The organism is Ruegeria sp. BF7 (assembly GCF_056538605.1).
The window spans coordinates 113721-138403 of sequence record NZ_JBQFTM010000010.1 but is presented as its reverse complement, the minus strand read 5'-3'; the positions used below and the strand labels follow the sequence as shown (position 1 = coordinate 138403).

Below are 24683 nucleotides of genomic sequence, written 5' to 3'. Positions count from 1 at the left end.
GACCGAAACCTCGTCTGCACATGCCCCCCAATGGACGCATACCAAGACGCCGCAGAATAAAAATCAGATCCCCCCGCCAAAATGGCGGGGGTTTCCTATTCGGCGGCCTCTTTCTGTTGGGCCGAGGCAAGAAGTGTGGCCAGTTCCGGGCGGCATGAGCCGCAATTGGTGCCAGCCTGCAGCGCCTCGCCAATGGCTTCGACCGAGGTCAAGCCTTGGGTCTCGATCTTCGTCAGGATCGTATTCACGCCAATATCAAAGCAGGAGCACAGAATAGGCCCCGGGTTCGGCATGTCCGCCGGCGCGCGGCCGGACAGCAGGCACAGATTGGGTACCTGTGGCAGCGTCGCCAGATAATCGCGCATCACCGCAACCGGTTGGGGCGAGACAAACAGGGCGGCAACCAACCGTCCGTTCCGGTGGCAGGCCAGACGGGCCACACTTCGGGCCGGATCCTCGACTGCGGTGATTTCGGCGTCTGGTAACCCGAACAGGTCGCGGGCTGCGGCGCGCCAGTCATCGATGGGTTTAAGACCGGCCAGCTCCGCGCGATAGCCGGATTTGGTCGGACTTTGAGCCCAATAGTCACAGTTTGGCGTCATTTCACGGTCGGATACCGCGAACCCGTACCATGCGGCGTTGAACCGGGTGACATTCACGACCGACGCCTTGCTTTCAGGTTGACCCGAGATCGGGTCGGTTGCTGCCGCCACCACCGCGTCGATGCGGGCCGAGGGTGCGGTTTCTCCGGTCCAGTGGATCGGGGCAAAGACCTGACCCTGGGAGACATCCCTGTTGATCCGCGCGCGCAGGACGGCATTTCCATGCGGACTGGTCACTTCGACCAGATCGGCGGTGGAAACCCCATGGGCCCGGGCGTCGTCCGGGTGGATGTCCAGAAATGGCTCGGGCAGGTGCGCCGACAGGCGGGGCGACAATCCGCTGCGGGTCATTGTGTGCCACTGGTCGCGCAGCCGCCCGGTGTTAAACCAGAACGGATAGCGTGGGCTGGTCTGCGCCGCAGGGGGGCGCCATTTGACCGGCAACAGTCGGGCTTTGCCATCAGTGTGAAAAAACTGGCCGTCCGCGAAGAACCGCCCGCCCTGCCGCGTGGCGGTCACGGGCCAGCGCGTCGGCTCCAGCGCGTCGTAGTCTGCGGCGTTCAGATCGGCGAGACCCGAGATGTCGAAATCCTTGCCAAACCGTGCCGCCACACTGGACAGCGCCGCGTGTTCGCGGAAAATCTCGCCCGGGCTTTGAAAGTCGAATGCGGTGCTCCAGCCCATCCGCCGACCGACCTCGCACAGGATATCCCAGTCGGCACGGGCCTGTCCGGGGGCGGGCAGAACCGCGCGCTGGCGGCTGATAGTACGGTCGGAATTGGTAACGGTGCCCTCTTTCTCGGCCCAGGCCGCGGCGGGCAGCAGCACATCGGCCAGCCGCGCCGTATCAGTGCGGTCGGTGATGTCCGAGACTACGGTGAACGGGCAGGCGGCGATGGCGTCGCGCACCGCATCGGCCTCGGGCATTGAGACCACTGGATTGGTGTGAATGACCCACAGCGCCTTGATCTGCCCGCCGCCGATGGCGCGGAACATGTCCACCGCTTTCAGGCCAGGGGCTTTGGGCATCCTCGGCGCCGACCAGAAATCGCGTGCTGCCGCGCGGTGGTCGGCGTTTTCGATATCCAGATGGCAGGCGAGCATATTGGCCAGACCCCCGACCTCGCGCCCGCCCATGGCGTTGGGTTGCCCGGTGACCGACAGCGGTCCACAGCCCGGTTTGCCGATCCGGCCGCTCGCCAAATGGCAGTTGAGAATGGCGTTGACCTTGTCACTGCCCGCAGTCGATTGGTTCACGCCCTGGCTGAAAATGGTCACAACGTTTTCCGTGCCGGTCCACATGTCGCAGAATGTGGCGATATCTTCCGGGTTCAGCCCGGTGACCGAGACGTCATCGGCTCGGGCGCTGTCCAGCGCCGCATGAAAGCCGGTGGTTTGCGGCAGGTATTTCGTATCCACCAACCCAAGGGCGTCGATCTGGGTTAGCAGGTGGTTGAACAGTGCCACGTCGCTGCCGGCTGTCAGTGGCAAATGCAGATCGGCGCTGTCGCAGGTGGCGGTGCGACGTGGGTCGATCACCACAATCTTTGTCCCGCGTGCCTGCCGTGCCGCCATCAGACGCTGATACAGAACCGGGTGGCACCACGCCAGATTGGACCCGACCAGAACCACCAGATCGGCCTCGTCGATATCCTCATAGGTGCCGGGGACGGTGTCGGTGCCGAAGGCCCGCTTGTGCCCTGCGACGGTCGAGGCCATGCAGAGCCGCGAATTGGTGTCGATATTAGCCGAGCCGATGAAGCCTTTCATCAGCTTGTTGGCGACATAATAATCCTCGGTCAGCAACTGGCCCGAGGCATAGAAGGCCACCGAATCCGGCCCGTGTTCCGAGATGGTGTCGCGGAACCGGTCGGCGACCAGTTGCAGCGCGTCATCCCAACCGGTCTCGACGCCCGAGATGCGCGGGGCCAGCAGGCGATGCGACAGTCCGATGGTCTCGGCCAGCGCGGAGCCCTTTGAACAGAGTCGCCCCTGATTGGCCGGGTGGTCCGGATCGCCGGTGACCGTCAGGCCTCCGGCACCGTCCGGCTGCAGCAGAACACCGCAGCCGACCCCGCAATAGGGGCAGGTCGAGCGCTTGGCGCAGGCGGTCAGGTCCTTCACGCGGCGCTCCTTTGCCCCAGCGAGGTGCTATCCAGCAGGATGCGGTCGCCGTCCAACTGCACCAGATAGGTGGCGATCTGTCCCTCATCCGCGCCTTGCGCCTGACCGGAGTTCAGGTCGAACACCCAATTGTGCAGCGGGCAGGTGACGGACTGCCCGTGCACGATGCCTTCGGACAGCGGCCCGCCCTTATGGGGGCAGCGGTCCGAGGCGGCAAAGATCTCATTCTCTGCCGTGCGGAACAGGGCGATGCAACCGACCGGTGTTTTTACCACCCGTGCCCCGCGCAGGGGGATGTCGTTGATATGTCCGATGTCGATCCAGCTCATTCTGCGGCCTCCAGTGTCAGATCGGCCAGTGGCGCAAAGCGCGGGGCCTCCTTGGCCTGCTCGGCCCATGGGTCTTTGCGATAGATGGATTGGCTGAGTTCAAAGCGTTCAACCAGCGCGCGGCGGTTATCCAGATCATCCACCACGGTTTCCTTGATCCAGTCGAGGCCAACCTTGGCCATCCATTTGTAAAGACGGTCCAGATACTTGCCGCCCTCGCGATAGGCTTGTGTGACGGCCATGACGACCTCAATCGCTTCGTCCTCGGTCGGCACTTGCACCAGCAGCTCGGTTTCCTTCACGTCCATGCCCGCCGCGCCGCCGATGCTGATCTGATAGCCCGAGTCTACACAGACGACGCCGATATCCTTGCAGGTTGCCTCGGCGCAGTTGCGTGGACAGCCCGAGACCGCCAGCTTCAGCTTGTGCGGCGTCCACGAGCCCCACAGGATTTTCTCCAGCTTCACGCCGAGGCTGGTGCTGTCTTGTGTGCCGAACCGGCAGTGATCGGTGCCGACACAGGTTTTCACCGTGCGCAAACCCTTGGAATAGGCGTGGCCCGAGACCAGCCCGGCCTTGTTCAGATCGGACCAGATATAGGGCAGGTCGGACCCTTTCACGCCCAGCAGGTCGATACGCTGTCCACCGGTGACTTTGACGGTGGGCACATCGTATTTCTCGGCCGCATCGGCAATCGCGCGCAGTTCGGCCGGATTGGTGATGCCGCCCCACATGCGGGGCACAACGCTGAACGTGCCGTCCTTCTGAATGTTGGCGTGTTTGCGTTCGTTGACGAAACGGCTTTGCGGGTCGTCCTGATACTCCACCGGCCAGTCGGCGAGCAGGTAGAAATTCACCGCCGGGCGGCAGACATGGCAGCCGTTCAGCGTTTTCCATCCCAATTCCTGCCAGACCGCTTCCTGACTTTTCAGCTTTTGCGATTTGATCAGGCGGCGGACGTCTTCGTGGGTCAGGTCGCAGCAACCGCAGATGGGCTGCGCGGTGGGCATCTGAAAGTCATCGCCCAGTGTGACCTGCAACAGTTGCTCGACCAGTCCCGTGCAGGTTCCGCAGGACGCGCTGGCCTTGGTCGTCGCGCGGATCGTACCCAGATCGGTTGCGCCGCCTTCAATGGCAGCGGTGATGTCGGATTTGCAAACGCCGTTGCAGCCACAGATTTCCGCCTCAGGCGGCAATACTGCAACGGCTGAGAGAGGGTCCGCAGAGCCGCCCCCCTGATAGGCCGGGCCAAAGATCAACGTCTCGCGCATATCCGAGACATCTTCGCCGTCGCGGATCAGACCGAAGAACCAGTTGCTGTCGCCGGTGTCACCATACATGACCGCGCCGACCAGCTTGCCACCCTCCAGCACCAGCCGTTTGTAGACGCCACGGGTCGGGTCGCGGAAAACGATGTCTTCGCGGGTCTCGCCCTCGGCAAAATCACCGGCGCTGAACAGGTCGCAGCCGGTGACCTTCAGCTTGGTGGACAGCGAGCGCTGTTTGAACGCGGCCTCTTCGCCCAGCAGGGTTAGCGCCAGCACTTTCGCCTGATCATAAAGCGGTGCGACAAGACCGAAAACCTCGCCCTGATGTTCGACGCATTCGCCAACGGCAAAGACATCGGCATCCGAGGTGATCATCTGATCATCCACATGGATGCCGCGCCCGACGGCAAGGCCCGTCTCCTGCGCCAAGGCGGTGTTGGGGCGGATGCCCACCGCCATTACCAGCAGGTCACAGGGCAATTCCGTGCCGTCCTCCAGCAGCAGTGCCCGGGCCTTGCCGTTCTCGCCAGCGATCTCGGTCGACTTGGCGTTGAGCAGAACGGTGATGCCTTTTTCTTCCAGCGATTTCTTCAGCAGATACCCTGCGGCGGGGTCCAGCTGACGCTCCATCAGGTGGCCCATGATATGTACAACGGTCACGTCTGCGCCGCGTGCGGCCATGCCTGCGGCGGCCTCAAGGCCCAGCAAGCCGCCGCCGATCACGACGACCTTGTTGCCCGCGCCCATGCCCATCATCTGTTGGGTGTCTTCCAGGTCGCGATAGGCGATGACGCCGTCCAGATCATGCCCCGGCATAGGGATCATGAACGGGTTCGAACCGGTGCCGAAGATCAGCTTGTCATAGGGAACATGACCGTTCTCGCCCTCGACCACTTTCAGCTCGCGGTCGATTTTGACCACTTTCTCGCCAAACCGGCAGGTGATCCCGCGTTCGGCGTACCAGGCGTCGTCATGGGTGACGATCTCTTCGTAAGTCTGATCACCGGCCAGAACCGGGCTCAGCATGATGCGGTTGTAGTTCCCGCGCGGCTCGGCGTTGAACAGGGTGATGTCGAACGCATCGGGGGCGGCGTCGGTCAGATGCTCCAGCACCTGGCCCGAGGCCATGCCGGCTCCGATGACCACAAGTTTCTGTTTCATGTCATTCACTCCGCGGCAATGGCATTGGGGGAAGGGGTTTTCGGCTTGGGCTTCGCGCCGTGCTCGTATTCCTCGAGGAAATCCAACACCTCTTGCCGGTATTCGTAGTAGTCGGGATGGGCCAGCAGCGCCTTGCGGGTGCGCGGGCGCGGCAGGTCGACATTGGTGATCTTGCCGATCGTGGCCTGCGGGCCGTTGGTCATCATCACCACGCGGTCGGCCAGCAGGATCGCCTCATCGACGTCATGGGTGACGCAGATGGTGGTGACTTTGGTGCGCGACCAGACCTCCATCAGAACTTCCTGCAGCTCCCAACGTGTGAGGCTGTCGAGCATTCCGAAGGGTTCATCCAGCAGCAGCAGTTTCGGGCTGAGCGCAAAGGCGCGGGCGATACCGACGCGCTGGCGCATACCGTTCGACAGGTCAGCGGCGGATTTGTCCATCGCATCGCCCAGACCGACGCGCTCCAGATAGTATTCCACCACGTCCTGACGCTCGGCCTGACTGGCGCGGGGATAGACGCGGTCGACACCGACCGAGACGTTTTCCTTGGCCGTAAGCCATGGGAACAGCGAGGGCGATTGGAACACCACGGCACGTTCCGGGTCGGCCCCTTCCACATGGCGGCCATCCAGCTTGATCGCGCCTTTCGAGATGTCGTTCAGACCGGCCGCCATGGTCAGCACCGTGGACTTGCCACAGCCCGAGTGACCGATCAGCGAGATGAACTCACCGCGATTGAGCTTGAGGTTGAAATCCTCGACCACGGTCAGCGGACCTTTGGGCGTGGGGTAGACCTTGTGCAATTGGCTGAAGTCCAGATAGCGCTCGTCGATCAGGCCCGTCTGCGCCTCTTTCACCGCCGCCGGAACACCGTGGATCGGGGTCACGTCAGGCAGAGTCTTGGTGCCTTCGACCTTGGCCTCGATGCCCACATCCATCAGGTATTTGGTGACCTCGCCACGCAGGGCTTTGAACGTCTCATCATGGTTCATGGCCGAGCGGTCGCGGGGGCGGGGGATCGAAACCTTGAACTCAGTCCCCAAGGTGCCATCGGGATTCAGAGGGATGATACGGTCGGCCAGTAAGATCGCCTCATCCACGTCATTGGTGATCAGGACACAGGTTTTGCGGTTCTCTTCCCAGATCTTTTCGATCTCTTCCGCCAGATTGCCACGGGTCAGCGCGTCCAGCGCCGATAGGGGCTCGTCCAGCAACAGAACCTCGGGGTCCATAGCCAAAGCACGGGCCACGTTCACCCGCTGACGCATCCCGCCCGACAGTTCGGCAGGGCGACGACCCGCGGCGTGGCTCAGGCCGACCATGCGGATGTAATGCGCGACCTTCTCCTCTTTCTCGGCTTTGGGCATCTTTGGGAACACCGCATCCACTGCCAGACGGATATTGCCGGTCACCGTCAGCCACGGCATCAGCGAGTAGTTCTGGAAAATAACCCCTCGCTCGGGCGCGGGGCCGGTGATGGGTGTGTCACGGAAGGTGACGCTGCCCTTTGACGGGAACTCGATCCCCGCCATCAGGTTGATCAGCGTGGTCTTGCCGGTGCCGGAAAAGCCCAGCAACACCACGAACTCGCCTTCCTGAACCGAGAGGTCGATGTCTTTCAGCACATCCGTCGCAGCAGTACCGGTGCCGAAGGATTTGCTGACGTTTTTGAATTCTACCACAGCCATGTCGATCACCGGTTGTTCGAGAAGGTGAACAGCGACTGCAGCGCATACATAATGCGATCCAGCAGGAAGCCGATGATGCCGATGGTGAACACGGCCACCATGATCTTGGCGAGCGAGCTGGAGGAGCCGTTCTGGAACTCATCCCAGACGAACTTGCCCAGACCGGGGTTCTGCGCCAGCATCTCGGCCGCGATCAAAACCATCCAGCCAACGCCAAGCGACAGGCGGAGACCGGTGAAGATCAGCGGCAGGGCTGAGGGCAGCACCAGCTTGGTGATCTTGGTATAGGTGTTCATTTTCAGAACCTTGGAGACGTTCACCAGATCCATGTCGATCGACGCCACACCCAGCGAGGTGTTGATCAGCGTCGGCCACAGCGAACACAGCGTCACAGTGATGGCCGAGATCAGGAAAGACTTGGCGAACCAGCCATCATTGGTGATGTACACGGCTGAGACGATCATTGTCACAATCGGCAACCAGGCCAGCGGCGAGACCGGTTTGAAAATCTGGATCAGCGGGTTCAGCGCGGCGTTTGCGGTGGGCGACAGACCTGCAGCGATGCCCAGCGGCACGGCCACGATGGTGGCGATCAGAAAGCCGAAGAAGACGGTTTTGATCGAGGTCCAGATCTGGTTGTAATAGCTCGGCGCGCCGGTATAGGCGACTTCTTTGACTTTTTCGGGCTGGCCTGAATCGATGAATTTCTGGTTCCGCTTTTCGACCATCGCCTCGAACTTGGCCTTCTTGGCGGCCTTGGCCTGCGCGTCCTGATGCAGGCTGATCGCCTCGGACCAGACTTGAGCCGGTCCGGGGACAGCGCCCAGCGAGGTTTGCACCTTTGGCGCCAGCGTGCCCCACAGCAGCAAAAAGGCGCAGATCGCCAGCAGCGGCACGGCCAGCAGACGCCAGATTTCGCCCATCTGGGCACGGGGGTTATCGCCTGCGGCGGCGCGCAGAACAGGTGTAATCCAGGACAGGCCCAGAACCTGGAACCATTTGTCGGCGGAATTGATCCGGGTGAACAGGCGCGCGCGGCGCGCCTCGCGTTCAGCCTCGTCAGAGAGTGATTCGTGGTCGATGGCGGTCATCTTGCGGTCTCCTGGCCCGGATCGGTGCCCGGGCGGGGTGGGATTTTGAATCGGGTGGGAAATCCCCGGCCATGTGGGCCGGGGAGTGGAGTTAGCCCTGAACTTCGGAGCCGATGACGACCTGCTCGCCCTTCAGGCCAATCGGCAGGCTTTGCAGGTAGGCATTGGGCTGACGGGCGTCATAGGGAATACCGTCGATGATATCCGCGGCAGGCGTCGGGGCCTTGTAGCCGTCGCTGTCCCATGGGAAGTCGGCTTCATTCGCCAGGCCTTCGTCCACCAACATGCGGGCGGCGTCCAGATAGATGTCGGGGCGATAGACGGATTTGGCTACCTCATCATACCACGCGTCCGTCTGCGGCTCGGCGATCTGGCCCCAGCGGCGCATCTGGGTCAGGTACCAGATGGCGTCCGAATAGAACGGGTAAGTCGCGTTATAGCGGAAGAACACGTTGAAATCGGGCACATCACGCTTGTCGCCTTTTTCATATTCGAAGGTGCCGGTCATCGAGTTCGCGATCACGTCGTAATCGGCGCCCACGTATTCCGGCTGGCTCAGCATCTCGACTGCGGCGGGGCGGTTGGCGTTGTCGTTCTCGTCCAGCCAAATCGCGGCGCGGATCAGGGCCTTGGTGACGGCGCGGGTGGTGTTGGGGTATTCTTCGGCGAACTCGGCGGTGATGCCGAAGACCTTTTCCGGGTTGTTCTTCCACAGCTCATAGTCGGTGATCACCGGCACACCGATACCTTTGAACACCGCCTGCTGGTTCCATGGCTCACCCACGCAGTAGCCGTAGATAGTACCAGCCTCGAGTGTCGCAGGCATTTGCGGCGGAGGGGTGACCGACAGGAATACATCCGCACCGATCTGACCGGTCACGTCTTCGGGGCTGTAATAGCCCGGGTTCAGACCACCGGCGGCCAGCCAGTAGCGCAGCTCGTAATTGTGGGTCGAAACCGGGAAAACCATGCCCATGTTGAACGGCTTGCCCTCGGATTTGTATTTCTCGACCACCGGGGCCAGCGCCTCGGCGGAAATCGGGTGCTGTGGGCGCCCGTCGTCCATCACCGGGATGTTCGGCTTCATCTCTTCCCAGATCGCGTTCGACACGGTGATGCCGTTGCCGTTCAGGTCCATCGAGAAGGGGGTGACGATATGCGCCTCGGTGCCGTAACCAATGGTCGCGGCCAGGGGCTGACCGGCCAGCATATGCGCACCATCCAACTGCCCGTCGATCACGCCATCCAGCAGCACTTTCCAATTGGCCTGTGCTTCGAGCGTTACAAACAGGCCCTCGTCCAGGAAGTATCCATTCTCGTAAGCCACGGCCAAGGGGGCCATATCGGTCAGTTTAATAAAGCCGAAGGTCAGTTCGTCTTTTTCCAGTTCCAGCGTCTCGGCCATGGCCGGGCTGATCAGGGCGGTGGTGGCGACAAGGCCTGCAATCAGTCTTTTCATGTGGGTCTGTCCCTTGCGTGTGTTCCCGGGGCTCCGGGGGTGAAAAAGAAAAAGCCGCTGCACGCTCTGACCGGAAGGAGGTGGCCAGAGTGTGAGCGGCTTTGCTCAGTCGATCCCAAACATTGGGAAGAATTTCATCGACACACGCCATTGCGTGCCGTTGAGGTCAGATTCGAAAAAAACGGGTCACGGTTCAAGCAGTTTTGCTGCAATGCGGCATGATTTTCTGCGATTGCTCGATTTGCCGTCGGACTGTGCCTATTTTTTAGGCGTCAGATATCCTGAGGGTCAAAAATGCGCCCGTCCAGAAACGCGTCCCGTTTCAGCGACAATTGCCCTTTATGCGAGGCTACAGGGGTGGTTTCCCGAATCGCGCCTTCGAGCTTTTCAGACGCGCCGGGCAGGTCGGCCCCGATGTCGGTCATCTGATCGCGGTAGATGTCGCTGCGGAACACGCGGCCCGCCAGCGTCCGCGCCAGATGCGGGTCCAGACCGTACCGCGCGGCCAAACGCTGGGCGATCCACTTTGCCTGGCTGCGCCACGGGAAGTTCGCCGCCCCGTCGTGGAATTCGAGGAAACCGGGAACCTCGCGCTGTTCTGCCTGCCCAGAGATGGTGAACCGCCCAGAAAGCGCGCGGTCGATTAGTTCCGAGGGCAGGTTCAGATAGGCATCGCGCGCCAATATCTCGGCGGCGGCGGTTTGGCTGTCCGGCTGGCCCAGCCAGCGCCCGGCCCGCCAGACAGCCCGCATCAGTTTGCCCAACAGATGCGGTTCGGTCTCAGCCCATTCGGTGCGCACGGCCAGCACCTTTTCCGGGGCAAAGGCCCAGATCGCCTGACCAGGCAGCAACAGCGCCCCCGCCTGCGATTCCACCGCGACCGAGCCCCAGGGCTCACCCACACAGAACGCATCCACATCCCCTTCGGCCAGCGCCTGCGCCATCAAGGGGGGCGGGATGGTGCGCACTTCGACCCCGACCTCGGACAGATCGGTGGCCTCAAGCCAGCAATGCAGCAGTTCCACATGCAGCGAGAAGGGGAAGGGAACGCCAAAGACCAAAGGCCGATCCGCGACCGAGGCCAGCGCAGTGGCGGCCTTGAACGGATCGTGAAAGTCGAAATCATAGCCGGTCTCGCGTAGGCGGGTTTCCAATGCGCGACTGACGCCGATGACGTCTCCGTTCACCGACAGGACCGAGACGGCGGACAAGGGTTGTATCACCCCGCCCAGCCTCAGCGCCATCGCCACGGGTACGGGTGACAGCAAATGCGCCGCATCGACCCGGCCAAAAGCAAGCATGTCACGTACCGACGACCACGAGGGCGCCGCGACCAGCTCCAGATCAATCCCTTCGGCGCGGGCCAGACCCAACTCATGCGCCACAATCAGCGGGGCGGCATCTACCAAGGGTACATAGGCGACGGGCAGGGTGACCGTATTCATGACAACAACCCCGACGCAGTGACCAGCGCCTCGGCCACGTCGGCGACGCGGCGGCCCTGATCCATCGCCGCCTTGCGCAACAGGGCGTAAGCCTCTTCTTCCTCGATCCCGCGGGCCTTCATCAGCAACCCCTTGGCGCGGTCGATCACCTTGCGTTCTTCCAGCGCGCGTTTGGTCTCGGCCAATTCGCGGCGCATCTGGCGGACGATCTGAAAGCGGGCAATGGCGGCGTCCAGCACCGGTTTCAACCGGTCGGGCTGCATCCCGTCGACCACATAGGCCGACAACCCGGCCTCAATCGCCGTCGAGGCCAGATCTCCCGCCGCACCCGACACGAACATCGCCACCGGACGTTCCAGCGGGCCAGAGGCCAGCGTCAGTTCTTCAAGCATGTCGCGGGTTGGGTTGTCGATATCGATCAGCACCACATCGGGCACCAGCGCTGCGATCTTGCGCGCCAGGCTAGAGACATTTCCGATCACATGTACATCGTAGGACCCTGATGATTTCAATGCGTCAACGATGGCGATCGCGCGCTCTCGGTCTTCTTCAACTACGACAATGGTCAGGGCATCAGGCATGGCACCTTTTCACCGCCTCAATGCCCAAGCTCAAGAGATTGGGCCCTAATCCAACCGGGTTCGAAGGAGGGTGCTTAAAAAATAGTCAAACGCGATGTAGGAGGTGTCAGAAATCCGTGAATCTTTCGCCTATCGGAAACTTGTGACCGCGAATGGCACGCGTTGAGATGTCGTTTTTCGGAATCAAAGCGTCTTTTCTGCTTGCTGATGCTGCACGCGCACCATAGCTCTGTCCGTGGGACACCCCTCCCCAACGAGGGGCGTGTATCTGGAAGGGTAATACACATGACTATCGAACAACCGGCGACGCGGCCGGCGAATCCGCGTTTTTCCTCGGGGCCCTGTGCCAAACCCCCCACATTTGATTTGACCAAATTGGCCGATGCCGCGCTGGGCCGGTCGCACCGGGCCGCTGTCGGTAAGGACAAGTTGAAAGCTGCCATCGAAGGCACACGTGAGGTGCTGGGCATTCCGGCAGATTACAAGATCGGCATCGTTCCCGCCTCGGACACTGGCGCGGTTGAGATGGCCCTGTGGTCGCTGCTGGGCGAACGCAAGGTAGAGATGCTGGCGTGGGAGAGCTTTGGTTCCGGCTGGGTGACCGATGTGGTCAAGCAGCTGAAGATCGACGCCGAGGTGAAAACCGCCGATTACGGGCAGATTGTCGATCTGGCCTCGGTCGATTTCGCTAATGACGTGGTGTTTACTTGGAACGGTACAACCTCGGGTGTGCGGGTTCCGAATGGCAACTGGATCGCCGATGACCGTCAGGGTCTGACGATCTGCGATGCCACCAGCGCCGCCTTTGCGATGGATCTGCCGTGGGACAAGCTGGATGTGACCACGTTCAGCTGGCAGAAAGTGCTGGGCGGTGAAGCCGCGCACGGGATGCTGATCCTGTCGCCCCGTGCCGTAGAACGGTTGGAAAACTACACACCTGCATGGCCGCTGCCAAAGATTTTCCGCCTGACCAAGGGGGGCAAGCTGATCGACGGTATCTTCACCGGTGCGACGATCAACACGCCCTCGATGCTGGCGGTCGAAGATTACCTGTTCGCGCTGGATTGGGCGCGTTCGGTGGGCGGCTTGCAGGGCCTGATCGCCCGAGCGGATGCCAATGCTGGCGCGGCGCATGCGTTCTGCGACCAGAATGACTGGATCGCCAATCTGGCCGAGGATGCGGCGACGCAATCCAACACTTCGGTCTGCCTGAAATTCACCGATCCGCGCATTCAGGACGGCGCGACATTCGCCAAAGCCGTAGCCAAGCGGCTGGAGGTCGAAAACATCGCGCTGGATATCGGGGCTTATCGCGACGCGCCTGCGGGCCTGCGCATCTGGTGCGGCGGCACGGTTGAAACTTCGGACATCGAGGCGATGCTACCCTGGCTGGCCTGGGCCTTCGAAGCAGAAATCGCGGCGCAAACCGAAGCCGCCTGATCTTTTTCACCGGGCTACATCAGGCCCGGACCTCCTCTACAATTCAAGGACCAGAGACTATGGCCCCTAAAGTACTCGTATCTGACAAGCTCAGCGAAACCGCCGTGCAGATTTTCCGTGATCGCGGCATTGATGTGGATTTCTTGCCCGATCTGGGCAAGGACAAGGACAAGCTGGCCGAGGTGATCGGTCAGTATGATGGCCTTGCCATCCGCTCGGCCACCAAGGTCACGCCGACGCTGCTGGAAAAAGCCGACAATTTGAAAGTGATCGGCCGCGCCGGGATCGGCACCGATAATGTCGACAAGGAAGCGGCCTCGAAAAAAGGTGTGATCGTGATGAACACGCCTTTCGGCAACATGATCACCACCGCCGAACACGCGATTGCGATGATGTTCGCCGTCGCCCGGCAAATTCCTGAGGCCAGCACCTCGACCCATGCGGGCAAATGGGAAAAGTCCAAGTTCATGGGTATTGAGCTGACCAACAAGACCCTTGGTGTCATTGGTGCAGGCAACATTGGCGGGATCGTCTGCGAACGCGCGCTGGGCCTGAAGATGAAGGTCGTGGCCTATGATCCCTATCTGGGTGAAGAGAAAGCCGCGCAAATGGGCGTCAAAAAGGTCGACCTGGATGAGCTTCTAGCCCGCGCCGACTTCATCACCCTGCATGTTCCGCTGACGGACCAGACCCGCAATATCCTCAGCCGTGAGAATCTGGAGAAAACCAAACCGGGCGTGCGCATCATAAACTGCGCCCGTGGCGGCCTGGTCGATGAGGTCGCGTTGGCCGAAATGCTGCAATCCGGCCGCGTTGCAGGTGCCGCCTTTGACGTGTTCAGTGAGGAACCGGCTAAGGAAAACGCCCTTTTCAACCTGCCCAACGTGGTTTGCACGCCGCATCTGGGCGCGGCGACGACCGAAGCGCAGGAGAACGTGGCGCTTCAGGTGGCCGAGCAGATCTCGAACTACCTGCTGACCGGGGCGGTGGAAAACGCGCTGAACATGCCCAGCGTTACGGCAGAAGAGGCCAAGGTCATGGGGCCGTGGATCAAACTGGCCGGTCATCTGGGCAGCTTCATCGGTCAGATGACGGACGAACCGATCAAGGCGATCAACATTCTCTATGATGGTGTGGCTGCTGAAATGAACCTGGCCGCGTTGAACTGCGCTGTGGTCGCGGGGATTATGAAAAAGTTTAACCCCGAGGTGAACATGGTCTCGGCCCCTGTTGTGGCCAAAGAGCGCGGGATCAAGATATCGACCACCAATCAGGACAAGTCCGGCGCCTTCGAAGGTTATATCAAAGTGACCGTCGTGACCGAAAAGCGTGAGCGTTCCATCGGTGGCACCGTGTTCAGCGACGGCAAGCCGCGTTTCATCCAGATCAAAGGCATCAATATCGACGCCGAAGTGGGCGCCCATATGCTCTACACCACCAATGAAGACGTGCCAGGCATCATTGGTGCGCTGGGTCAGACCATGGGCGAGAACAACGTGAACATTGCCAACTTTACCCTCGGCCGGTCCGAGGCGGGCGGTGAGGCGATCGCGCTGCTTTATGTGGATGAACCGGTTCCGGCTGAAGCGCGGGCCAAGCTGGCGGAAACCGGGCTGTTCACGCAGATCAAGCCGCTGGAATTCGACGTCGCCTGAGCGGTGTTGAATCTCTGAGACACTCCGTGCCCGCGCCGCCCATGGCGCGGGTTTTTTCTTTTCCGGCGGCCTGAAACACGCCACAAGCAGGGTATTCGCTTTGCCCGAGGGTTATTCATGACCTCCCCCATCTATGCCGTTGGCGATATTCACGGTCAGCTTGAGATGCTGGAAAATGCGCTGCATCTGATCGAACAGGAAGGCGGGCCGGATGCGCGCGTAGTGTTTCTGGGGGACTATGTTGATCGCGGCCCCGACAGTCGTGGTGTTTTGGACCTGCTGATCGAAGGGCAACGTGCGGGCCGGAACTGGGTGATACTCAAGGGCAACCACGACCGAATGATGGCCCGGTTCGTGCAAGACTGTGAGATCGCAGACAATCGGCTGCCGATCACGCTCAGTTGGCTTCACCCGCGTCTGGGCGGGCGGGAAACACTGGCTTCTTATGGCGTTGAGGTCGCGGATGACAACCGCATCTTTCAGGTCAATGAATACGCCTGCGCCGTGGTGCCGCCCGCACATATCGACTTTATCAATGCGCTGCCCCTGTATCATCAGGAAGGGGAGCTGCTGTTCGTCCACGCCGGCATCCGCCCCGGCATCCCCTTAGGGCAACAGGCCGAAGACGATCTGGTCTGGATACGTCACGAGTTCCTGCGCGATCCCGGCCCGCATCCGTGGCTGGTGGTGCATGGACACACTCCGGTGGACCGGGCCGAGCATTGCGGCATTCGGGTCAATCTGGACGCGGGCGCAGGCTATGGCCGACCACTGGCCACGGCGGTGTTCGAAGGTCGCGACTGCTGGCTGCTGAACGAGGCCGGGCGGGTGCCGCTGACCTCTAATCCTTGGTGAACAGGTCCTTGTAGTCCTCGCGCAGGACATTTTTCTGCACTTTTCCCATGGTGTTGCGCGGCAGTTCATCCAGCAAGATCAGCTTGCGCGGATGTTTGAACCGCGCCAAAGCGTCCCGCACATTTGTCAGAATGGCCTCGGGGTCAGGGGCCTGTCCTGGCTCTGGCACCAGAATGCCCACAGGGGTTTCACCGAAATCCGGGTGCGGCACGCCGATCACCGCGCTTTCCAGCACGCCGGGCTGGTCATCCAATACCAGTTCGACCTCTTTGGGATAGATGTTGTAACCGCCCGAAATAATCAGGTCCTTTCCGCGGCCAACGATATGGACATAGCCATCCTCGTCCACACGCCCCAGATCGCCGGTGATAAAGAACCCGTCCTCGCGTAGTTCGGCGGCGGTTTTCTCGGGCATCTGCCAATAACCTTGGAAAACGTTGGGACCACGTACCTCGATCATGCCAATCTGCCCTTGCGGCAGTACCTCGCCGGTGTCGGGATCGGTCACCTTCAGGTCGACATCCGGCAGGGGAAAGCCAACCGTGCCCGCGCGACGCTCGCCGTCATAAGGGTTCGACGTGCTCATGTTGGTTTCGGTCATGCCATATCGTTCAAGGATACGGTGACCGGTGCGGTCCTGAAACCGCTCATGGGTCTCGGCCAGCAACGGGGCCGAGCCCGAGATGAACAGCCGCATATGCCGCGCCAGATCGCCAGTAAACCGGTCGTCCTCCAGCAGACGGGTGTAAAAGGTCGGCACGCCCATCATCGAAGTGGCCTGCGGCATCAGGCGCAGCATGTCCTCAAGGTCGAATTTCGGCAGAAAGATCATTGACCCGCCCGAGGCCAGCACCACATTGGTCGCCACAAACAGCCCATGGGTGTGAAAGATCGGCAAGGCGTGTAACAATACATCGCTCCGCGTGAACTGCCATTCCTGCACCAGCGTCTCGGCGTTCGACAACAGGTTGGCCTGCGTCAGCATCGCGCCCTTGGATCGCCCGGTGGTGCCCGAGGTATAGAGGAACGCGGCCAGATCGTCCTCGGTCCGGCGGACAGGCTCGAACGCGGGCAACATGCCCAAAGAACGCCGCATCAAACTGCCCGTACCGTCGGCATTCAGCGTCTCTAACCTTGCGTTTTGAGCTGTCGCGATGGGAGCGAGACCTTCGGCTTTTGCATCGTCGCAGACGACCAGCTTGGCACCACTGTTTTCGATGAAATACTGCAGCTCGGCTGTGGTGTAGCCGGTATTCAGTGGCAAAAAGATCAGCCCTGTCTGCGCGCAGGCGGCATAAAGCGCCAGTGCTTCTGGCGATTTCTCAACCTGCACGGCAACCCGTTCGCCGGGTTCCAGTTCATATCCGGTGAGGGCATTGGCGATCTGCGCGACCATGTCCAGAAAGGCAGCATGGGTCAGGGTCTGGCCATCGGGCAGATGCAGGAACGGGGTGTCCTTGCCCGCGTGAATGCCAAACAGCCGATCATAAAGCGGGTTGCCCATATCGTCGTTCCTTTGCGCCTGCTCGATCCGATACGAATCTGTCCCGGATTGGCGGGGCGGTAAAGCGGAAAACCGGACGGGGATCAGAATTCCGTGGTCATCCGGTAGCCAGCGGCAAAGAACATCTTGGCGAAGGTCACCGGTTCCCCCTGCAGCCAGGTGATCCGCTCACCGGTAAAGACCGGCTCGCCCTCGGGGACGTCCAGAAACCCGGCGACCGTTGCATCGGCGCGGCTGGCAAGAAAGCTCAGCTCGACATTAGTGAAGGGCACCGTCTGGATCAGCCATTCATTCGGACCGATCTGCGAGAAATCCGCCTGCTCCACCTGCGGGACCGAGGCGGTGACGATCCAGCGGTCCTCGTACTGAAACGGGGTGTTGCCGTTGAAATGCATACAGCGCACATGCACCACGGTTTGTCCTGGGTTCAAAGCCAGACGGGCACAGAGCCACTCCGGTGCAGTCTCTGAACTGGAGGAAACCAGCGCATAGCGATAGGTGCCGCCCAATGCCTCGACCTCATCCCGTACCATGGGGATGGTGAATCGTGCTTGCCGCTGAGGGGCGCTCAGAACGCGGGTTCCGGCTTTGCGGCGACGCTCCAGATAGCCTTCATCCGCCAGTTCCCGAAGGGCCCGGTTGACCGTGGTGCGCGTGCAGGAGAACTCGACAGCCAGTTCCTGTTCATTGGGCAGCAGCGATTCCGGCTGCCATATGCCTGACCGGATGCGCGCCAGCACGGTTTGCTTGATGTCTTTGTAACTGGTGGTGTCGTTTGGCTGAGGCATGGCGCAGCTTTAAACCGAGGCTAACAGGTCCGCAATTGCGGATCGGTAAGCGTCGATGATCTGATCGCGCGCGACGTGGCGGCCCTGTTTCACCATATGCCGCCCGGCGGACCACAGATCAGTGACAAGCCCATCGGGTGCGGCGAAGCACAGCCCGTCCAGCAATTGATCATCGCTGAGTGCGCAAAGGGTCGGGTGGCTTCGGTCAACAGCAACTAAATCGGCCAGCTTACCCTGGGCAATCTCGCCCGCGTCGCGGCCAAGGGCTTGCGCACCGCCCAGCGCTGCCTTGGTGTAAAGCGCGTGACCGACCGAGCCTTCGCTCGCCAGAACAACGCGCTGTTGGTCGCGCAAACGCTGAGAATACTCCAGTGTTCGCAGTTCTTCTGGCAGAGAAATGCGCACATTAGAGTCTGATCCGACACCAAAGCGCCCGCCTTCAGCGGCGTATTTTGCGCCGTTGAAGATACCGTCGCCCAGATTTGCCTCGGTGACCGGGCACAGGCCAGCGACGGCTCCAGACCGGGCCAAGGCGACGGTTTCGGTATCGGTCATGTGTGTCGCATGGATCAGACACCACCGCGCATCGACCGGCACATTGTCCAGCAACCAGGCCACGGGGCGCTGGCCCAGCTCCGCCTGCACATCGGTGACCTCCTGCACCTGTTCGGCGATGTGGATATGCACAGGCACATCGGATGCGGCCCTTAACACCTCGGTCAGATTCGACGGAGAAGTCGCGCGTAGTGAATGCGGAGCAATCCCGAGTTTAGAGTCTGTATTTGGCAGCGTTGTGCGACATTCATCGACCAATCTCAGAAACCGGTCCACATCATTGCCAAAACGCAACTGCCCGCCCGAGAGGGCCTCCTGTTTGACCCCGCCGTAGGTGTAGAGCACAGGCAGATGGGTCAGTCCTATCCCGGTATGTTGCGCGGCGGCAAAGATGCGCTGGCTGAGTTCCGTCAACTGGTCATACGGTGTGCCGCCGGGTTGGTGATGGACATAATGGAACTCACCGACAGAGGCATATCCGGCTTCCTGCATCTCCATGAATACCAACGCAGCGATGGCTTCGATCTGGTCCGGCGAAAGGCGGTCCAGAAAGCGGTACATCAGGTTGCGCCAGGTCCAGAAACTCTCGCGCCCGGCGGCGCGGGTTTCAGTCATTCCCGCCATAGCCCGCTGAAAGGCATGGCTGTGCAGGTTTCCCAAGGCAGGCAACAGAAGATTTACCCGCACGTCCCCGTCCCGTGCAGTGGCCTGTGTCTGTATGCGCCGGATGCGCCCCTGATCGATCTCGATCCGCACATCGTGAACCCATTCAGAGCCTAAAAGGGATGTTTTGGCGTGGATCAACATTCCGTTTCCATTTTGTGTAGACTTTATACTTTTACACATATACGAAAAAATCAAACAAGAGGGGAGCCGAAAAGAATCGCCATGACCAGAAAATCGGTTCTAACCAGCGCCGCGATGGCCACGATGTCAGAGGACGACACGCCCTATGGGCTATGCCTAGACGCGGCGATCGTCGTTGATGGCGCATATATCCTTTGGGCAGGAGAGCGACTGGACTTGCCAACCGAATACACCGGCTGGCCGGTTGAAAATTTCGGCGCGCGCCTGATCACGCCGGCCCTGATTGATGCGCATTCCCATGTGGTGTTTGGAGGCAACCGCGCGACCGAGTTCGAGATGCGCCTGAACGGTGCCTCGTATGAGGAAATCGCGCGCGCGGGCGGTGGTATCCTGTCCACGGTCAACGCCACGCGGTCGGCAAGCGAAGAGGGGCTGCTCACTGATGCTCTGACCCGCGTGGATGCATTGCTTGCCGAGGGTGTCTGTACCCTCGAGGTCAAGTCCGGCTATGGGCTGGACGCGGATACGGAACTAAAGATGCTGCGCGTGGCTCGTCGGATCGGCGAAACCCGCCCGGTGCGGATCAGAACCAGTTTTCTGGGTGCCCATGCGGTGCCCCCCGAATACACCGATCGGGCAGATGATTACATCCAAGAGGTCTGCATCCCAACCCTGCGCGCGGCCCATGCCGAGGGGCTGGTGGACGCGGTTGACGGGTTCTGCGAAGGGATCGCCTTCACCCCCGCCCAGATCGCGAAGGTTTTCGATGTGGCGCAGGAACTGGGTCTGCCGGTGAAGCTGCATGCTGAACAACTGTCCGATCTGGGCGGCGCCCGGCTTGCGGCCTCTTACGGGGCTTTGTCGGCGGATCACATAGAATATCTGGACACCGAGGGCGTGATAGCCATGGCCCGCGCAGGTACTGCAGCAGTGCTGCTGCCGGGCGCGTTTTATACGCTGCGCGAAACGCAGGTGCCTCCGATTGATCTGTTGCGGCAGCACAAAGTACCGATGGCGCTGGCGACCGATTGCAACCCCGGTTCCTCGCCTCTGACATCGCTGCTGCTGACGATGAACATGGGCTGCTCCTTGTTCCGTCTGACCCCCGAGGAAGCATTGGCGGGCGTTACGCGCAATGCTGCGCGCGCGTTGGGGATCAGCGATGCAGGCACCATCGCAAAGGGCCAAAGGGCGGATCTGGCGGTTTGGGACGTCGCGCATCCGGCCGAGCTGTCTTACCGCATTGGCTTCAACCCTCTGCACAAGCGGATTTCTGGAGGGCTGGAATGACTCTCCTGTCTTTACAACCTGGGCAAGTCTCGTTGGCACAATTGGCCCAGGTCTATTGGGATCAGAACGCAGCCGTGCTGGAACCAGAGTGCAGACCCGCTGTCGAGGCGGCGGCGCGGCGCATTCAGGCCGCCGCTCAGGGCGATGCGCCTGTCTATGGCGTCAATACCGGTTTCGGCAAACTGGCCAGCCACAAGATTGCGCCACAGGATACTTCCACCCTGCAGCGTAACCTGATCCTCAGCCACTGCTGCGGTGTCGGCCCTGCCGTGCCCCGCCGGGTGGCCCGGCTGATGATGACGCTCAAGCTGTTGTCCTTTGGCCGCGGCGCCTCGGGCGTGCGGTGGGAGTTGATCGAGCTCTTGCAACAGATGTTGGCTCGTGGCGTTACGCCGGTGATCCCGGCGCAAGGGTCCGTGGGCGCGTCGGGGGATCTGGCACCGCTGGCCCACATGACTGCCGTGATCATCGGAGAAGGCGAGGCCGAGGTGAACGGCGTCATCCTGCCGGGCGCTCAGGCACTGAAAATCGCTGGATTAGAGCCTATTCAGTTGGGCCCGAAAGAAGGCCTGGCCTTCATCAACGGTACGCAGTTTTCGACCGCCTTCGCTTTGGCAGGCCTGTTCGAAGCCTGGCGCGCGGCGCAAAGTGCGCTGGTCATTTCGGCCCTGTCGACCGATGCGATCATGGGGTCCACTGCGCCTCTGCGACCGGAAATTCACACTCTGCGTGGCCATCGCGGCCAGACCGAGGCTGCCGGTGCCATGCGTGCTGTGCTGGAGGGGTCGGAAATCCGGGAAAGTCACCGGGAAGGCGACACCCGTGTGCAGGACCCATATTGCATCCGCTGCCAACCGCAGGTCACCGGTGCGGCCATGGATGTGATGCGGCAGGCCGCCGCGACGCTTGAGATCGAAGCAAACGCCGCCACCGACAACCCGCTGGTTTTGGAAGACGGAATTGTGTCGGGCGGCAACTTTCATGCCGAACCCGTCGGATTCGCTGCCGACATGATCGCGCTGGCCGTGTCCGAGATCGGGGCCATCGCCCAGCGCCGTATCGCACTGATGGTGGACCCGGCGCTCAGCTTTGATCTGCCGCCTTTCCTGACCCCCGATCCGGGGTTGAATTCCGGTCTGATGATCGCTGAGGTCACCACGGCCGCGTTGATGAGCGAGAACAAGCACCTCGCCAACCCCTGCGTGACTGACAGTACCCCGACCTCAGCCAATCAGGAGGATCACGTTTCGATGGCCGCACATGGCGCGCGACGCCTGACCCGGATGGCCGAGAACCTGACCTACATTCTGGGGGTCGAACTTCTTTGTGCTGCGCAAGGGGTTGAAATCCGCCTGCCGCTGAGCACCAGCGACCCCCTGCAACAGGTGGTCGCCCGGCTACGAGCCGATATCCCTGCGCTGACCGAAGATCGCTATCTGGCGCCCGAATTGGAGATCGCAAAACAGCTGGTGACCGAGGGCGCGATCCTCCACGCCGTGGGCACCGAAATGCCGGAGCTCGCGTAATGCAGGTGGTCAGCGTACAGCGCGGGGACTGCCCAATAGTTCTGGGCCAACCCCATGGCGGGACTTTCGTGCCGGATGGCATTGCGGCGCGTCTCAATGAAACAGGGCACGAGCTGGCGGACACGGATTGGCACATTAACAGGCTCTATGAAGGGCTTTTGCGCGACGCGACGGTGGTGCAATCCTATATCCATCGCTATGTCATCGATGCCAATCGCGATCCCGAAGGGGTGTCGCTTTACCCCGGCCAGAACACCACGACGCTGGTGCCGCTGACCGATTTCGACGGGCACCCGATCTGGATGGATGGCCAGGAACCGTCAGTCGATGAGATCGAACAGCGGCGGCAGGCCTATCACGCGCCTTATCACGCGGCGCTTGCCGAGGAACTGCAGCGCGTGCGCGACCGTCATGGTGTGGCGGTACTGTTCGATTGCCATTCGATCCGCAGCCGCATTCCGTACCTGTTTGAAGGCACGTTGCCGGATATGAACATCGGAACGGATGGCGGCGCAACTTGCGCGTCGAAAATAGAGTCTATTGCGCATGAATTCGCGAATTCATCGCCCTATAGCACCATCCTGAATGGTCGATTTCGCGGTGGGTGGACCACGCGTCACTATGGTCGCCCGGCTGACGGAATTCATGCCATTCAGATGGAACTGGCGCAGTCCACCTACCTGTCCACCGAGACTGCCCCGTGGAGCTATGACGCCGCCAAAGCCGACCGCCTGCGCCGCTGGTTGCGCGATATTCTGGATGCCATCCAAGACACCGCATTGGAGCTTACGCAATGACCGACCCTCGCAAGAACACCCGCGATATCTTTCCGCCGACCGGCCCCGAGCTGAATGCCAAGAGCTGGATGACAGAGGCCCCGCTGCGGATGCTGATGAACAACCTGCACCCCGATGTGGCCGAAAACCCGCATGAGCTGGTGGTCTATGGCGGCATCGGTCGCGCGGCCCGGACGTGGCAGGATTTCGATACTATCGTAGCCGGTTTGAAGGATTTGGAGGGGGATGAGACCCTCATCGTTCAGTCCGGTAAACCCGTGGCGATCATCCGAACGCACAAAGACGCGCCACGGGTGCTGATCGCCAATTCTAACCTGGTGCCTCACTGGGCAACCTGGGACCATTTTAACGAGCTCGATAAGAAAGGCCTGATGATGTATGGCCAGATGACCGCTGGCTCGTGGATTTATATCGGTACGCAGGGCATCGTTCAGGGCACCTACGAGACCTTTGCCGAGGCCGGACGCCAGCATTATGGCGGCGACCTGACCGGCAAGTGGATTCTGACTGGCGGCTTGGGTGGCATGGGCGGCGCGCAGCCGCTGGCCGCCGTGTTTGCCGGCGCCAGTTGTCTGGCGGTTGAGTGCAACCCGGACAGCATCGATTTCCGCCTGCGCACCAAGTATCTCGACGAAAAGGCGGAAAGTTTGGACGAAGCGTTGGCCATGATTGACCGTTGGACCAAGGCGGGCGAGGCGAAGTCCGTGGGTCTGCTGGGCAATGCCGCCGAAGTTTTCCCCGAGATCTACCGCCGCATGGCCGACGGCGGGATGCACCCGGATATCGTCACCGACCAGACCAGCGCGCATGATCCGATAAACGGTTACCTGCCGTTGGGCTGGACCATGGGAGAGTGGCGCGAGAAGCGTGAAACAGACCCTAAATCAGTAGAAAAAGCCGCCCGTGCCTCAATGAAACAGCACGTAGCCGCGATGGTTGATTTCTGGAATGCGGGCGTTCCGACACTGGATTACGGCAACAACATCCGCCAAGTGGCGCGGGATGAAGGGCTTGAGAATGCTTTTGCCTTCCCCGGCTTTGTTCCGGCCTATATCCGCCCGCTGTTCTGCAAGGGGATTGGCCCGTTTCGCTGGTGTGCGTTGTCAGGTGACCCTGAGGATATCTACAAGACCGACGCCAAGATGAAGGAGCTGTTCCCCGAGAACGAGCACCTGCACCGATGGCTCGACATGGCGCAGGAGCGAATCGCGTTTCAGGGCCTGCCGGCGCGTATCTGCTGGATCGGGCTGGGTGATCGTCACCGTGCCGGGCTGGCCTTCAACGAGATGGTCGCAAATGGCGAACTGAAAGCACCCGTTGTCATTGGTCGCGACCATTTGGACAGCGGCTCGGTCGCCAGCCCCAACCGCGAGACCGAGGCGATGCTGGACGGCTCGGACGCGGTGTCCGACTGGCCTTTGCTGAACGCGCTGATCAATACCGCCAGCGGCGCGACCTGGGTGTCTTTGCACCACGGCGGAGGGGTCGGAATGGGGTTCAGCCAACACGCGGGCGTAGTAATCTGCGCCGACGGCACCGAGGACGCCGCCAGACGGCTGGAGCGTGTCCTGTGGAACGATCCGGCTTCGGGCGTGTGGCGACATGCAGATGCAGGGTATGACATCGCAAAGGACTGCGCCCGCGAACATGGTCTGCGCCTTCCCGGCATACTGGGCTAGGCGTAACAAGGTCTCTGGTGAATTGGTCGTCTGTGC

General features: G+C 61.2%; 18 protein-coding genes. 7 read left to right on the top strand and 11 right to left on the bottom strand.

The features are described 5' to 3' along the window. Positions 1-95: 95 nt before the first annotated feature. The 8 genes from ACR0IK_RS17980 to ACR0IK_RS17945 all read right to left on the bottom strand — a co-directional run bounded on the left by ACR0IK_RS17980 (position 96) and on the right by ACR0IK_RS17945 (position 11751). Positions 96-2726 carry a molybdopterin-dependent oxidoreductase gene (locus ACR0IK_RS17980; protein ID WP_480642571.1) on the bottom strand — a complete coding sequence of 877 codons (2631 nt, stop codon included), beginning with the start codon at positions 2724-2726 and terminating at the stop codon, positions 96-98. Continuing rightward, complete coding sequence (gene nirD, locus ACR0IK_RS17975; protein WP_480642570.1) at positions 2723-3055, bottom strand: nitrite reductase small subunit NirD; 333 nt, start codon at positions 3053-3055, stop codon at positions 2723-2725. Before nirD ends, ACR0IK_RS17980 begins: the two co-directional genes overlap by 4 nt. Beyond that, on the bottom strand, positions 3052-5484 hold the full coding sequence (gene nirB, locus ACR0IK_RS17970; protein ID WP_480642569.1) for a nitrite reductase large subunit NirB: 2433 nt from the start codon (positions 5482-5484) through the stop codon (positions 3052-3054). Before nirB ends, nirD begins: the two co-directional genes overlap by 4 nt. A 5-nt stretch (positions 5485-5489) precedes the next feature. Next, positions 5490-7175 (bottom strand): ABC transporter ATP-binding protein, encoded by a 1686-nt coding sequence (locus ACR0IK_RS17965; protein ID WP_480642568.1) that lies wholly within the window; start codon positions 7173-7175, stop codon positions 5490-5492. 5 nt (positions 7176-7180) lie between these two features. Beyond that, the gene (locus ACR0IK_RS17960; RefSeq protein ID WP_480642567.1) at positions 7181-8266 is read right to left on the bottom strand and encodes an ABC transporter permease; all 1086 of its coding nucleotides are present in this window, start codon (positions 8264-8266) and stop codon (positions 7181-7183) included. A gap of 91 nt (positions 8267-8357) precedes the next feature. After that, positions 8358-9725 carry a CmpA/NrtA family ABC transporter substrate-binding protein gene (locus ACR0IK_RS17955; protein WP_480642566.1) on the bottom strand — a complete coding sequence of 456 codons (1368 nt, stop codon included), beginning with the start codon at positions 9723-9725 and terminating at the stop codon, positions 8358-8360. A 272-nt stretch (positions 9726-9997) separates the two neighbouring features. After that, a complete protein-coding gene (locus ACR0IK_RS17950; protein ID WP_480642565.1) occupies positions 9998-11170 on the bottom strand; it encodes an ABC transporter substrate-binding protein in 1173 nt (390 codons plus the stop codon). Continuing rightward, positions 11167-11751 carry an ANTAR domain-containing response regulator gene (locus ACR0IK_RS17945; protein WP_480642564.1) on the bottom strand — a complete coding sequence of 195 codons (585 nt, stop codon included), beginning with the start codon at positions 11749-11751 and terminating at the stop codon, positions 11167-11169. The genes ACR0IK_RS17950 and ACR0IK_RS17945 overlap by 4 nt, the downstream gene beginning before the upstream one ends. 285 nt (positions 11752-12036) lie before the next feature. Between ACR0IK_RS17945 and ACR0IK_RS17940 the strand changes: the two genes are divergently transcribed. The 3 genes from ACR0IK_RS17940 to ACR0IK_RS17930 all read left to right on the top strand — a co-directional run bounded on the left by ACR0IK_RS17940 (position 12037) and on the right by ACR0IK_RS17930 (position 15701). Next, on the top strand, positions 12037-13191 hold the full coding sequence (locus tag ACR0IK_RS17940) for a phosphoserine transaminase (protein WP_480642563.1): 1155 nt from the start codon (positions 12037-12039) through the stop codon (positions 13189-13191). A 59-nt stretch (positions 13192-13250) separates the two neighbouring features. Further along, on the top strand, positions 13251-14846 hold the full coding sequence (serA, locus tag ACR0IK_RS17935) for a phosphoglycerate dehydrogenase (RefSeq protein ID WP_480594236.1): 1596 nt from the start codon (positions 13251-13253) through the stop codon (positions 14844-14846). A 117-nt stretch (positions 14847-14963) separates the two neighbouring features. After that, a complete protein-coding gene (locus ACR0IK_RS17930; RefSeq protein WP_480594232.1) occupies positions 14964-15701 on the top strand; it encodes a metallophosphoesterase family protein in 738 nt (245 codons plus the stop codon). Here the strand turns inward: ACR0IK_RS17930 and ACR0IK_RS17925 are convergent. The 3 genes from ACR0IK_RS17925 to ACR0IK_RS17915 all read right to left on the bottom strand — a co-directional run bounded on the left by ACR0IK_RS17925 (position 15688) and on the right by ACR0IK_RS17915 (position 19355). After that, on the bottom strand, positions 15688-17205 hold the full coding sequence (locus tag ACR0IK_RS17925) for a malonate--CoA ligase (protein ID WP_480594228.1): 1518 nt from the start codon (positions 17203-17205) through the stop codon (positions 15688-15690). The genes ACR0IK_RS17930 and ACR0IK_RS17925 overlap by 14 nt on opposite strands. An 83-nt stretch (positions 17206-17288) precedes the next feature. Then, positions 17289-17993, bottom strand: coding sequence for a GntR family transcriptional regulator (locus tag ACR0IK_RS17920; protein WP_480642561.1), 705 nt, complete (start codon positions 17991-17993; stop codon positions 17289-17291). Between the two features lie 9 nt (positions 17994-18002). Continuing rightward, positions 18003-19355: a formimidoylglutamate deiminase gene (locus ACR0IK_RS17915; protein WP_480642560.1), complete on the bottom strand. Its 1353-nt coding sequence runs from the start codon at positions 19353-19355 to the stop codon at positions 18003-18005. Between the two features lie 81 nt (positions 19356-19436). On the opposite strand from ACR0IK_RS17915, the gene hutI reads away from it, so the two are divergent. The 4 genes from hutI to hutU are packed head-to-tail and all read left to right on the top strand — an operon-like array spanning position 19437 to position 24647. Then, entirely contained in the window at positions 19437-20645 is a 1209-nt protein-coding gene (hutI, locus tag ACR0IK_RS17910; RefSeq protein ID WP_480642558.1) for an imidazolonepropionase, read from the top strand. Continuing rightward, positions 20642-22171: a histidine ammonia-lyase gene (gene hutH / locus ACR0IK_RS17905; RefSeq protein WP_480642556.1), complete on the top strand. Its 1530-nt coding sequence runs from the start codon at positions 20642-20644 to the stop codon at positions 22169-22171. The genes hutI and hutH overlap by 4 nt, the downstream gene beginning before the upstream one ends. Next, entirely contained in the window at positions 22171-22968 is a 798-nt protein-coding gene (hutG, locus tag ACR0IK_RS17900; protein WP_480642555.1) for an N-formylglutamate deformylase, read from the top strand. Before hutH ends, hutG begins: the two co-directional genes overlap by 1 nt. Next, on the top strand, positions 22965-24647 hold the full coding sequence (gene hutU, locus ACR0IK_RS17895; RefSeq protein ID WP_480642553.1) for a urocanate hydratase: 1683 nt from the start codon (positions 22965-22967) through the stop codon (positions 24645-24647). Before hutG ends, hutU begins: the two co-directional genes overlap by 4 nt. Positions 24648-24683 lie beyond the last annotated feature (36 nt).

Excerpts from the sequence above, each read along its gene's own strand:
- hutU (WP_480642553.1), top strand. The coding sequence starts at position 22,965 with ATGACCGACCCTCGCAAGAACACCCGCGATATCTTTCCGCCGACCGGC.
- hutG (WP_480642555.1), top strand. The coding sequence starts at position 22,171 with ATGCAGGTGGTCAGCGTACAGCGCGGGGACTGCCCAATAGTTCTGGGC.
- ACR0IK_RS17920 (WP_480642561.1), bottom strand. The coding sequence starts at position 17,993 with ATGCCTCAGCCAAACGACACCACCAGTTACAAAGACATCAAGCAAACC.
- ACR0IK_RS17915 (WP_480642560.1), bottom strand. The coding sequence starts at position 19,355 with ATGTTGATCCACGCCAAAACATCCCTTTTAGGCTCTGAATGGGTTCAC.
- ACR0IK_RS17930 (WP_480594232.1), top strand. The coding sequence starts at position 14,964 with ATGACCTCCCCCATCTATGCCGTTGGCGATATTCACGGTCAGCTTGAG.
- hutH (WP_480642556.1), top strand. The coding sequence starts at position 20,642 with ATGACTCTCCTGTCTTTACAACCTGGGCAAGTCTCGTTGGCACAATTG.
- ACR0IK_RS17925 (WP_480594228.1), bottom strand. The coding sequence starts at position 17,205 with ATGGGCAACCCGCTTTATGATCGGCTGTTTGGCATTCACGCGGGCAAG.
- nirB (WP_480642569.1), bottom strand. The coding sequence starts at position 5,484 with ATGAAACAGAAACTTGTGGTCATCGGAGCCGGCATGGCCTCGGGCCAG.
- ACR0IK_RS17965 (WP_480642568.1), bottom strand. The coding sequence starts at position 7,175 with ATGGCTGTGGTAGAATTCAAAAACGTCAGCAAATCCTTCGGCACCGGT.
- ACR0IK_RS17960 (WP_480642567.1), bottom strand. The coding sequence starts at position 8,266 with ATGACCGCCATCGACCACGAATCACTCTCTGACGAGGCTGAACGCGAG.
- nirD (WP_480642570.1), bottom strand. The coding sequence starts at position 3,055 with ATGAGCTGGATCGACATCGGACATATCAACGACATCCCCCTGCGCGGG.
- serA (WP_480594236.1), top strand. The coding sequence starts at position 13,251 with ATGGCCCCTAAAGTACTCGTATCTGACAAGCTCAGCGAAACCGCCGTG.
- ACR0IK_RS17950 (WP_480642565.1), bottom strand. The coding sequence starts at position 11,170 with ATGAATACGGTCACCCTGCCCGTCGCCTATGTACCCTTGGTAGATGCC.
- ACR0IK_RS17945 (WP_480642564.1), bottom strand. The coding sequence starts at position 11,751 with ATGCCTGATGCCCTGACCATTGTCGTAGTTGAAGAAGACCGAGAGCGC.
- ACR0IK_RS17940 (WP_480642563.1), top strand. The coding sequence starts at position 12,037 with ATGACTATCGAACAACCGGCGACGCGGCCGGCGAATCCGCGTTTTTCC.
- hutI (WP_480642558.1), top strand. The coding sequence starts at position 19,437 with ATGACCAGAAAATCGGTTCTAACCAGCGCCGCGATGGCCACGATGTCA.
- ACR0IK_RS17955 (WP_480642566.1), bottom strand. The coding sequence starts at position 9,725 with ATGAAAAGACTGATTGCAGGCCTTGTCGCCACCACCGCCCTGATCAGC.